This is a genomic window from Sphingomonas sp. LH128 (assembly GCF_000293195.2).
Classification (GTDB): Bacteria; Pseudomonadota; Alphaproteobacteria; order Sphingomonadales; family Sphingomonadaceae; genus Novosphingobium; species Novosphingobium resinovorum_A.
Window position 1 is genome coordinate 1 of record NZ_ALVC01000137.1, and the last position, 11,400, is coordinate 11,400.

Genomic DNA, 11,400 nt, shown 5'->3' on the forward strand with positions numbered 1-11,400 from the left:
AAACCTACAATGTCAAAGATCCACCAGACAACAAACCCGGACAACCCGTCGTCCCCGGCTTTAACCTCGGAGAGCTTGGTGCCCGTCAGTGCTTGGCGACCGATGCAAAACCGTGTGGTCCGCTGCGGTGAACGGGCCTCTAAGGCCACCAAGTGAGTCGGTCAACACTCTAATTTCAAAAAAAGTTCATCAAACACCAAAAACCCCGGTTTCCTGCGCCTTTGCAATTACATAACCCCTCTTACCGCGCAGCATCACCCCGTTCAGCCTGCATAAAAGCGCGAATCTCCCATCGCTCCCTGCCACCAGTCGGGCATTCCTGCGTTCGCTATCGCAGCATGATTGCTTCGCGGGGCTCAGGTGCTATCGGAATGCACGTGTCGAGAATGTTGAAACCACGCGCGCGACTGGGCGGCGCGGCGCTTATGGCGCTCGCGCTCGCTTGTGCAGGATGCGCCGAGACCACGAGGGACGTCGCCAGCGCCCCGGCCCCTGCCGCCGGCGCCGAGACTCCTGTCGTACCCGCGGCCCCCGCATGGTGGCGCGAGGCGGGAGACCCCGTTCTGGCGACACTGATACAGCAGGGCCTCGATACCAGCCCCGAAGTCATCTGCCGGATCGCTTCGCTGCGCCAGTACGATTACCAGACCGAGCACGACGCCAAACGTATCGGCGCCAAGCTGGGGCGGCTGTTCGGCGACAAGAGCGTGAACGCCGACCCGCAGATCAGGACTGAGAAGGTCGAGAGGGTGTCCACGCGGCGCGAACGCCTCGCGCGGGAGATCGCACTTGCTTATGTCGAAGTGCGGCGCCTGCAGAAAGACGTCGCGCTGCGCGGCAATCTGCGGGCTCAGTACAAGGATAATGCGGAAGTCGCCCAGTTCCGCCGTGAGGCCGGGCTCGTTCCGGCGATCGACGGATCGCTCGCCCGTTCGCAGGACGAGACCGCGCAGGGTGAACTGGGGTTCGCGCAAGGGCGGCTCGATCAGGCCATTGCCGAACTGGCCCGCCTTGTCGGGGATCAGCCCGACGCCCTTGCCGCGAAGCTCGGCACCCCGGGGACGCTTCCCGATCCTGCGGTAGACCCGCTTGCCTCGGCCGCACCGGAGAACCCGCAACGGGCCGTTCTGGCCGATGCCGTCCTCAGGGAAGCCCGACTGACTCAGGCGCTGGAGGAATCGCGTCGCTCCGTCCGTGACGCGCGTACCGCCTACCGCGAGGGAGCCGGGGCCTTCTCCACGCTTTACGTGACCGAAGCCGCCGCGCTCGCGGTCGAACTCGCGCTGGCTGATGCGCGCGCGGCCCGGGTGACGGCGACCCTCGATCTCTGGTCCGGGCAGGACGGGAGCTGGGCGCGCGAAGGTCTTGCACCGGTCGTTGCACCCGATCCCTCCGCGACAGGCCCCACGATAACGGTGACCGCCGGCTGTGACTGAACACGATACGCATACCCCGCTCGACGCCCTGCTCGGCGCCGCGCCGCGCCGCGTGTTCCGCCACTGGCTGAGCCTGCTGATCCTGGCCATCGCCGCGCTGGGGGCGATGACGTTCTTCGTGCGCTTCGTGAGCGGGGACGACTCCCCGTATTATTCCACCCCGGTCGAGCGCGGGAACCTGACCCCGCTGATCTCCGAACGCGGGCAGATTCGCGGCGCCGGCGAAGTGACAGTGTTCTCGGCGCTTCCCGGCCGCGTGACCTGGGTATCCGGCAAGAGCGACGGCGCGGTCGAACAGGGCGAACTGCTCGCCATGATCGACGCGGGTGAGATCAAGGGCGCGGTGGAAGTCGGCCGCTCGCGCCTGACTGCGGCGCAGGCCGCCCTTGAAGCGGCGCAAGTCACCGCGCAGGACACCGGATCGCGCCTCGCCCGGTTCGAGAGCGTATGGCGTCGTTCGGGCGGCCGCGCGCCCTCGCTCAACGAGATCGAGCGTGCCCGTGCCGATGCCCGCCGCGCGGACCTTGGCGTAGAGGCGGCGCGCGCCGAAGTGAAGGCCGCGCAGATACAGTTCAAGGAAGACGAGACGCGCAAGGCCGGAGCCGAAGTGCGCGCTCCGTTCTCGGGCATACTGACCATGCGCCATGCGCAACCAGGGCAGATGATCGGCGATCACCAGCCGCTCTTCACGATCGCGCAGGGCATCGCCCCGCTGACGATCGAGGTGCCGCTCGACACCCACAGGGCAGAGCCGATCAAGGCGGGAACGCTCGCGAATATCCGGCTCGATACCCTGCCCGACGCGCCGCAATCGGCCACGCTGACGCTGATGCGCGTATCTCCGCCGCCGCAGACCACACCGCCGCTCGCCGTCTTCACGATCGAAAAGCCCGGCCCGCAGGTCCGTCCCGGCATGAAGGCCACCGTCGAGATCGAACTGCCCGAACGGCAGAACGTGCTGCTGGTCCCCAATGCCGCGCTGGAATTCGAGCCGGGCGCGCGCGGTCCGCAGCGGCGCGAGCGCATCTTCGTGCTCGACGGGGGCGAGCCGCGCCGGGTCTACGTCACCGTCGGCGCCAGCGACGGGAAGCGCACCGAAGTCTTCGCGAACGACCTCAAACCCGGCGATCGCGCGATCATCGGTTGGCGGGACGCGACGGCCGGAGGCGGCCAGTCAGGCGGATGAAAGGTTCCTCCTGCAACAATTGCCGCGTCCGTGCGTATGGGCATTCGACGGAAAATCCGAGGCAACAAGGGTAAGCAGCATTCTGAACGACGACGCGCAGATGTCGCGCCGCACGGCCATGGGGCTGATGGCGGCGCTCGCAGCGGCAAGCGCCCTGCCTGACGGGGTGAAGGCCGCGACGGGCGGGCGTCTCGGTACGCCCGAGCCGTTTTCGTGGGATCGCCTGGTGGCACAGGCCCGCGATCTCGCCCGCAAGCCTTATGCGCCGATCGCCGAATCCACGCGCGCAGCCGCCGACTACGATGCGGCCGGGAAGCTGACTTACGGCGATGCCCCGATGGTTGCGGGCAACGTGCGGCTGTTCCCCGCCGTGCGCGGCACCGCGCCCAAACCAGTGACGATCGCGGTGGTCGAGGGCGGGCAGGCGCGCGCGATCGTCGATACCAGCGATCTGTTCGTCGGCGGTCACAACACCGACGCCGTGGGCTTCCGCGTCATGGACGCGACCGGCCGCAGCGACTGGCTGGCATTTCAGGGCGCGAGCTATTTCCGCTCCTCCGGCGACCGCGACCAGTATGGCCTCTCGGCGCGCGCCATCGCCATCGACACCGGCCTTGCCACCGGCGAGGAGTTTCCCGACTTCACCCGCTTCTGGATCGAGCAGACCGGCGCCGACAGCGTGCGCATCCATGCCCTGCTCGACGGGCCGAGCCTTGCCGGGGCCTACGCCTTCGATTGCCGCAAGACGGCGAACGGGGTGACGCAGGACGTCACTGCGGCGCTGTTCCTGCGCAAGGACGTCAAGCAACTGGGCCTCGGCGCTGCTTCGAGCATGTTCTGGTACGATCAGTCGAGCCCCGCCCGCGCGCGCGGCGACTGGCGGCCGGAAATCCACGATTCGGACGGCCTCGCGATCTGGTCGGGCAATGGCGAGCGGGTCTGGCGGCCGCTGGAAAATCCCGCGGTGGCGCGGCTTCATGCGCTGCGTTCGGATTCGCCAAAGGGCTTCGGCCTGCTCCAGCGTGATCAGGCTTTCGATCACTATCAGGACGACGGCGTATTCTACGACCGTCGCCCCTCGCTCTGGGTCGAGCCCAAGGGAGACTGGGGCGCGGGCGCGGTCGGCCTCTACGAAATGCCGACGAACAGTGAGACGCTCGACAATATCGCGCTGTTCTGGCGCGCGGACCGTCCGGCGAAGGCCGGGCAGCGCCGCGATTTCGCCTATCGACTGACCTGGACGTCCAAGGACCCGACCATCGATGGCGGCTCACGCTGCGTCGATGTCTTCGAAGGCCCCGGCGGCAGTCCGGGTTCGCCGCCGCTGGAAGGCGTGCGCAAGTTCGTGTTCGACTTCTCCGGTCCCGCGCTGGCGGGCCTCGACCGGACCAGCGGCGTCACGCCCGATACCGACCTGCCCAAGGCTGCGGTGGTCTCCTCCGTCGCCTATCCGGTGGCGCGCTCGGACGGGCGCTGGAGGGCGATGATCGACGTGCGATCCGCCGCCCTGACCCAGCCCCAGTTCCGTCTTTTCCTCAAGCGCGGCAACTCCGCGCTCAGTGAGACCGTTATCAAGGCCATTGAAACGTGAGTGCGACGCCGATGAACCATTCGCCGATGCTTCCGGCCGAATCGCCCATGGCGATGCCGATCCAGAACTTGTGGGGCAATCCGCCCGGCGCACGCGAGGTGAAAACCGCGCCGCACGGGATGCTGGTCAAGCGCCTGCTGCTGCTCGCGCTCACCGCCGCCATCGGCCTCGCCGCATCGAGCACGGTGCGCATGGAACTCTCGCGCGACGGGCTCGACTGGGTCGAAGCGCTGCTGCTGGTGTTCTTCGTGCCGCTGTTCTGCTGGATCTCGTTCGGCTTCGTTACCGCGACGATGGGCTTCCTCAAGCTCATCACCGGCGAGCATCCCGGCTTCACCGCGCTGCCAAGCCCGGCCTCCAGCCTGCGCCACAAGACCGCCGTGCTGATGCCGGTCTACAACGAGGGCGTCGAGGAAGTCTTCGCCCGCGTACGTGCCATGGCCTACTCGATCGCCGAAGCCGGCGGCGCGCCGTGGATCGACTTCTTCGTCCTCAGCGATTCCAACCCCTTCCACGGCAAGCGCGAGGAAGCCGCCTGGCACGAACTGGCCGACCACGCGCCGATCAAGATCTACTACCGCCGCCGCGAGAAGAACATCGCGCGCAAGCCCGGCAACATCGCCGAATGGGTGAAGCGTTTCGGCGGCGCTTACGAGAACATGCTGATCCTCGACGCCGACTCGATGATGAGCGGCGAGACGATCGTGGGCATGGCCTCGATCATGGAGGAGCGTCCCTCGATCGGCCTGCTCCAGACGGTGCCGATGATCACCAACGCGCGAACCCTGTTCCAGCGCTGGATGCAGTTCGCGAGCGAGGCCTATGGCCCGATCGCGAGCGCCGGGCTGCTGTGGTGGTCGGGGTCGGAGGCCAACTTCTGGGGCCATAACGCGATCGTGCGTACCCGCGCCTTCGCCGAGGCCTGCGGTCTTCCTGAGCTTCCCGGCAAGGCTCCGTTCGGCGGCCATATCCTCAGCCACGACATGCTCGAATCCGCCCTGCTGCGCCGCCGTGGCTGGGCCGTCCACATGGTCATGATCGGCGGTTCCTACGAGGAATTCCCGCCCACGATTATCGACATGGCGATCCGCGACCGGCGCTGGATGCAGGGCAACCTGCAGCACCTGCAGCTCCTCGGCGCCTCGGGCCTGCACTGGGCGAGCCGCCTGCACCTGCTGATTGGCGCCTCGGCCTACCTCACCTCGCCGGGCTGGCTGCTGCTGATCCTGACGATGATCGGCCAGGTCGCGACGCATGGCGATGGCGGCTTCGTCACCCTCGCCCCGCCGAGCGTGCTGGCATTGACGGTGATGCTGCTGTTCGGCCCGAAGATCATGGGCCTGATCTGGGTCCTGGCCGACGGCGAGCGGCGCCGCAGCTTCGGCGGCGGCTTCGCGGCCGTGCGCTCGGTCCTGCTGGAGACGGTACTGGCGATGCTGCTCGCACCGATCACCATGATGACACAGACCAAGGCGCTGCTCGGGCTGCTGCTGGGCATCTCGGCGGGCTGGAACACCCAGACCCGCGATGCCCGCCGCATCACCGTGCGCGAAGTCCTGCCCGACTTGCGTGAGCATCTGCTGCTCGGCGCGGGCCTGACGGCGACGGCGTTCCTCGACATGACGACGGCGATCTGGCTCTCGCCGATCATCGTCGGCCTGTTCCTCTCGCCCTGGCTTATCAGCCTGTCTTCGAGCGAGAACCTCGGCGACAAGGCGGACGCGGCGAAGGTCTTCCGAGTGCCCGAACCCGGCATCGTCGAGGCCAGCGAAGATCCGCGCAAGGACCCCGACCTCCCCAAAGGTCAGTCGCTGGTCGAAGCCTGAACGAAAAACCGCGCCGCCGCTTCGGGAGCGGACGGGAAGTATGCGTGCATGTAGCTCGCGGTGAGCGAGCCGACGCGATAGAGCGCTTCCCCGTCCCGCCCGTCCGGCGTGCTGGCGCGAGCCTCCGGTACGAGCCCGGTTTCCAGCCGCGAATAATGGAACGTGTGCCCGCGCAAGGTCCCTCCCGGCAGCGCGATGTGCTGCATGCCGAGGGCGGCGAAACGCCGCTGCATCGCGGCGTGCCCCTCCAGCAATCCGAGCAGATCGGCCCGATTGCCCTCTACGTCCGTGAGCGATGCGCAAGCGTAGAGCATCCCCCCGCACTCGGCGAGAATCGGCTTCCCCGCCGCATGGTGCGCACGGATGGCATCGAGCATCGGCGCATTCGCGGCAAGCGTCTGCAGATACAGTTCCGGGTAGCCTCCGGGGAGCCAGATCGCCTCGCAATCGGGCAATCGCGCGTCATGAAGCGGTGAGAAGAAGGCGAGCTGCGCGCCTGCCCGTTCCAGCCATCGCAAGTTGGCGTGGTAGATGAAGGCGAAAGCCTCGTCCCGCGCGATGGCGATGCGCAGACCCGCCAGATTGGGGCTTTCCTCCGGGACCTCGGGCGCCGGGAAGCTCACCGGCGGCGGCAGGTCCAGCACGGCATCAGGCAGCAGGCTCGCCGCCCGATCCAGTCGCGCGTCGAGATCCACGACCTCGGCTGCCTGCACCAGCCCGAGGTGGCGTTCGGGCAGCGTCACTCCGGCCTCGCGCGGGAAAGTGCCCAGCCACTTCACCGACGCAGGCACGCCCTGCTCCAGCAATTCCGCGTGCCGCGCGCTGCCGACGCGGTTGGCGATCACCGCATGGACCTCCAGCCCCGGCCGGTAGGTCGCGAGGCCGTGGACCAGGGCGCCGAACGTCTGCGCCATCGCCGATCCATCAACCACCGCCAGCACCGGGAAGCCGAAGCGTTCGGCGAGGTCGGCGGCGCTGGGGTCACCGTCGAACAGGCCCATCGCGCCTTCGACGAGGATCAGGTCGGCCTCGCGCGCCGCTTCGTGCAGGAGGGCGCGGCACTGCGCCTCTCCGCACATGAACAGGTCGAGCTGAAGGACCGGCGCGCCGCTCGCGACTTCGAGCACCATGGGGTCGAGGAAGTCCGGTCCAACCTTGAAAACGTGCACTTTTCTGCCCGCATTGCGGTGCGTTCGGGCCAATGCCGCAGTCACGAGCGTCTTGCCCTGACCCGAGGACGGGGCGCTTACCAGGTACGCCGGGCAGGCGGGGGCATCGTCTTGGCGCGGAGTGTCCATCGATCCCGCACCTATGGTTTCCGGCAGGTCGGCGCAAGCATTGGCCTCTTGCGCGGCGCCCCGGCGCACGATACTTGCCGCGCCGCGACAGGTTCCCCGCGAGGGGATTGAAAGGGAACGCGGGTGAGATACCCGGGCTGCCCCTGCAACTGTAAGCGGAGAGCCGTTCTGCCACATGCCATTGGGGGTGCAAGCCCCTGAGAAGGCGGCCGAAATCGGCGATGACCCGTGAGCCAGGAGACCTGCCCGTCGCCGTCGTTCTTCGACCGGACAGGGTGTGCCGGACGAACGGGGGAAGTGCATTCCTCGCGCAACGACAGCCATCGTTCCGGCGGCCTGAGGGGGCTTGCGGGAGGTGTTGCGCTGCCTGTCCGCGCCCACTGTCCCAATATCCTTCACCGGCCGACGGAGCACCGTCGTTCGCATGAAGGAATACAAGTGAAACAATATCTTATCATTACCACCGCCGCTATCGCACTGCTCGCTTCGGCCTCTCCGGCATTCGCCGACACAGCGGCACCCAACGATACCACAACGGCACCTGGCGATACCGACGGCGACACTCGGCAAGATGACAACATCGTCGTCGGCGCGCTTCGCACCCCCGTCGCGATCGAGCGCGTCTCCGCCACCGTGACCGTGCTGGGCGAGCCCGCGATCGTCGCCCTGCAACCCATCGCCCTGACCGATGCCCTGCTGCGCACCCCCGGCGTCTCGATGTCGCGCAACGGCGGCTACGGCACCACCACCTCGCTGCGCATCCGCGGCGCCGATGCGGGCGAGACCGTCATGGTGATCGACGGCATGCGCCTGTCCGACCCCTCGGCGACGGCGGGCGGCTACGGCTTCTCCAACCTGCTGCTCGACGACGTCGACCGGATCGAGATCCTGCGCGGGCCGCAGTCGATCCTGTGGGGCAGCGACGCGACCGGCGGTGTCGTCAACGTGCGCACCCGCCGCCCGACCGAGCGGCTCGAAGGCAGCTTCGCCGTTGAGGCGGGAACCCATGACAACGTCTCCGCCCGCGCGGGCGTGGGCGGCACCTCGGACCTCATCGACTGGCGCCTCTCCGCCTCGCGTTTCACCACCGACGGTATCTCCGCCCGCGCGAACGGGACCGAGGCCGACGGTTTCCAGCGCAGCGCCGCCAGCGGCACCGTCACGGTGCGCGTCGCCCCCGGCGTCAGCCTCGACTTGCGCGGCTACTGGGCCGACGGGAAGAACGATTTCGACGGCACTTCAGGCGACACCCTCGCTTATGGCACCACGAAGGAATGGTCCGGCTACGCGGGCCTCAACTTCGCGCTGCTGGACGGCAAGCTGGTCAACCGCGTCGCGGTGCTGCAGAACGTCACCGACCGGGAGAACTTCGACCCCACCCGCTCGATCCGCGCGATCACCTTCGACGCGCACGGCCGCCTGCGCCGCTACGAGTACCAGGGCACCTACACCTTCAGCGACGCGATCCAGGCCGTGTTCGGCGCCGAGCGCGAGGAGCAGCGGATGACCACCGCCTCGCCGACGAACTCCGCCACGCCCTATACGCTGACGCCCTACTCGGTGGACATGGACAGCCTTTACGCCGAACTGCGCGTGAGCCCGGTCAAGGGCCTCACCCTCGACGGCGGCGCGCGCTACGATCACCAGTCGCGCTTCGGCGGGCAGACCGTGTGGAGCGCGGGCGCGGCCTATACCCCCAACGGAGGCGCCACGGTGCTGCGCGCCAGCTATGACGAGGGTTTCAAAGCCCCCTCGCTCTACCAGATGTACAGCGCCTACGGCACCGCCGACCTCGCCCCGCAGAAGGCGAAGGGCTGGGAAGTGGGCGCCGAGCAGAACTTCGGCGAGGCCCTGCGCCTCTCCGCAACCTGGTTCCAGCGCGACACCGACAACCTGATCGACTTCGCCTACTGCCCGACCAGTGGAACGCTGCCCGCCGCGTGCTACATCCCCGGCACCACGACCACGCGCTTCGGCTACTACGCCAACGTCAAGACGGCCAAGGCCAGCGGCCTGGAACTCGCCGCGTCGGCGAAGCTGGGCGTGCTGTTTGCCGAGGGCAACTACAGCTGGACCCGCGCCGAGGACCGCACCGAGGGTTCGTCCACCTACGGCCGCCAGCTGCAGCGCGTACCGCGCCACATGGCCAATGCCGAAGCGGGCATCGACCTGCCGCAAGGGCTTCGCGCCAGCGTCGCGGCGCGCTACTCGGGCGAGACCTTCAACGCCGCCACCGGCACCGCGAAGCTGGACGACTACTGGCTGATCGACTTTCGCGCGCAAGTGCGGATCAAGGAGAACCTGATGCTGCAAGGCCGCGTCGAGAACCTGACCGACAAGGACTACCAGACGGCGGCGGGTTATTCCGCACTGGGACGGACGGTCTACGTCGGCGTGCGCAGCCGGTTCTGATGACAAGGAAGGCCCAACCCGAAAAGGCCCACCCCCAGCCCCTCCCGCAAGCGGGAGGGGAGGACCTGCCGGCCGGAACGCGACCGCCTGTGATTGTATCGTCGTCATTCCCGCGAAGGCGGGAACCCATCTCCGGACTTCGCCTCTTGCGACGGCATCAGATGGGTCCCCGCCTTCGCGGGGATGACGGACAGTTTTTCAACCACAGCGGGGTGGGCCTCACCACCAATACCAAGGTGACACCCCCATGCTGACCCCCGTACCTCCCGGCCCTTCGGTGGTCGTCTGCAACACCTGCCGCCACACCGCCGACGCCCGCGAGGACGAGACCGGCCAGCGGGGCGGCGCCCTGCTCGAAGCGGCGATGCGCAGCGTTCAGGCCGCCGACCCCGAACTGCAGGGCGTGCAGATCCAGGCCATGCCCTGCCTCTTCGCCTGCAGCCGCCACTGCACCGTCCACATCCGCGCACCGGGCAAAGTCGGCTACGTGCTGGGCGACTTCACGCCGGACGAAGACGCCGCCCGCGCCATCCTCGAATATGCCGCGCGCCACGCCGAAAGCGAGCACGGCCGCGTCCCCTTCAAGGAATGGCCGCAAGGCGTGAAGGGCCACTTCATCACCCGCACGCCCCCGGAAGGCTACGTCTGCACATGACCCGTTTCGCCGATCCCGCCTCCTTCGCCGCTGCCCTCGCCGCGCTGCCCGAATCCGACGAGGCCAGCCGCACCGCCGCGCTGAACCGTCAGGCCCGCCTCACCAAGCCGACCGGCGCGCTCGGCCGACTGGAGGACATCGCGGTGTTCATGGCCGGATGGCAGGGCAGCGAGCGCCCCGAGGCGGACCCGGTGCAGGCGGTCGTCTTCGCGGGAAACCACGGCGTCACCGCGCAGGGCGTCAGCGCCTACCCGCCCGAAGTCACCGTCCAGATGGTCGCCAACTTCGAGGCGGGCGGCGCGGCGATCAACGCCCTGACGGCGGCCTGCGGCGCGCGGCTTTCGGTGGTGGCGCTCGATCTCGACCGGCCGACCGGCGACATCACCCGCGAGGCGGCCATGAGCGCGGAGGAATGCCTCGACGCCCTTAACCGGGGCGCCGCCGCGCTGGGCGCCGATACCCGGCTGCTGCTGGTGGGCGAGATGGGCATCGGCAACACCACGCCCGCCGCCGCGCTCTGCGCCGCCGTACTGCGCGGCTCCGCGCAGGACTGGATCGGACGCGGCACCGGGATCGACGACCTCGGCCTGTCGCGCAAGGCGGTGGCGGTGGAGGCGGCCGTGGCGCTGCATTCCGGCGCCGCCATCGACGCCTTCGAGACGTTGCGCCTTCTCGGCGGACGCGAGATCGCCGCGATGGCGGGGGCGATCCTCGCCGCGCGGCTGGCGCGGGTGCCGGTGCTGCTCGACGGGTTCATCGCCTCGGCCGCGATCCTGCCGCTGCTGCGGGACAACCCGCGTTTCACCGATCATTGCATCGCCGCACACTGCTCGGCCGAGGCGGGCCATGTGCGGCTGCTGGACAAGCTGGGGCTGGAGCCGCTGCTCCACCTCGGCCTGCGGCTGGGCGAAGGCACCGGCGCGGCGCTGGCGGTGCCGATCGTGCGCGGGGCTCTGGCGACGCACAACCGGATGGCGACGTTCGACGAAGCGGCGG

Annotated in this window: 8 protein-coding genes and 1 riboswitch; of the genes, 7 read left to right on the forward strand and 1 reads right to left on the reverse strand. The window is 68.4% G+C overall.

The window, feature by feature from the left end; genetic code table 11:
- Nucleotides 1–386: 386 nt before the first annotated feature.
- The 4 genes from LH128_RS11660 to mdoH all read left to right on the forward strand — a co-directional run bounded on the left by LH128_RS11660 (nt 387) and on the right by mdoH (nt 6,039).
- Nucleotides 387–1,436 carry an RND transporter gene (locus tag LH128_RS11660; RefSeq protein WP_327195138.1) on the forward strand — a complete coding sequence of 350 codons (1,050 nt, stop codon included), beginning with the start codon at nt 387–389 and terminating at the stop codon, nt 1,434–1,436.
- Nucleotides 1,429–2,622, forward strand: coding sequence for an efflux RND transporter periplasmic adaptor subunit (locus LH128_RS11665; protein WP_008829832.1), 1,194 nt, complete (start codon nt 1,429–1,431; stop codon nt 2,620–2,622). The genes LH128_RS11660 and LH128_RS11665 overlap by 8 nt, the downstream gene beginning before the upstream one ends.
- Before the next feature lie 100 nt (nt 2,623–2,722).
- Entirely contained in the window at nt 2,723–4,213 is a 1,491-nt protein-coding gene (locus LH128_RS11670; RefSeq protein ID WP_008829833.1) for a glucan biosynthesis protein, read from the forward strand.
- Between the two features lie 11 nt (nt 4,214–4,224).
- On the forward strand, nt 4,225–6,039 hold the full coding sequence (gene mdoH / locus LH128_RS11675) for a glucans biosynthesis glucosyltransferase MdoH (RefSeq protein ID WP_037519142.1): 1,815 nt from the start codon (nt 4,225–4,227) through the stop codon (nt 6,037–6,039).
- Here mdoH and LH128_RS11680 read toward each other — a convergent pair.
- On the reverse strand, nt 6,018–7,337 hold the full coding sequence (locus LH128_RS11680; protein WP_037519145.1) for a cobyrinate a,c-diamide synthase: 1,320 nt from the start codon (nt 7,335–7,337) through the stop codon (nt 6,018–6,020). The two genes, mdoH and LH128_RS11680, sit on opposite strands and share 22 nt — an antisense overlap.
- A 72-nt stretch (nt 7,338–7,409) precedes the next feature.
- Nucleotides 7,410–7,601, forward strand: a riboswitch (cobalamin riboswitch).
- A gap of 174 nt (nt 7,602–7,775) precedes the next feature.
- Here LH128_RS11680 and LH128_RS11685 point away from each other — a divergent pair.
- The 3 genes from LH128_RS11685 to cobT form a co-directional block, all read left to right on the forward strand.
- Entirely contained in the window at nt 7,776–9,749 is a 1,974-nt protein-coding gene (locus tag LH128_RS11685) for a TonB-dependent receptor (protein ID WP_008829836.1), read from the forward strand.
- 247 nt (nt 9,750–9,996) lie between these two features.
- On the forward strand, nt 9,997–10,404 hold the full coding sequence (locus LH128_RS11690; protein WP_008829837.1) for a DUF1636 domain-containing protein: 408 nt from the start codon (nt 9,997–9,999) through the stop codon (nt 10,402–10,404).
- On the forward strand, nt 10,401–11,400 hold a 1,000-nt coding region (gene cobT, locus LH128_RS11695), incomplete at its 3' end, for a nicotinate-nucleotide--dimethylbenzimidazole phosphoribosyltransferase (protein ID WP_008829838.1). The genes LH128_RS11690 and cobT, both read left to right, overlap by 4 nt.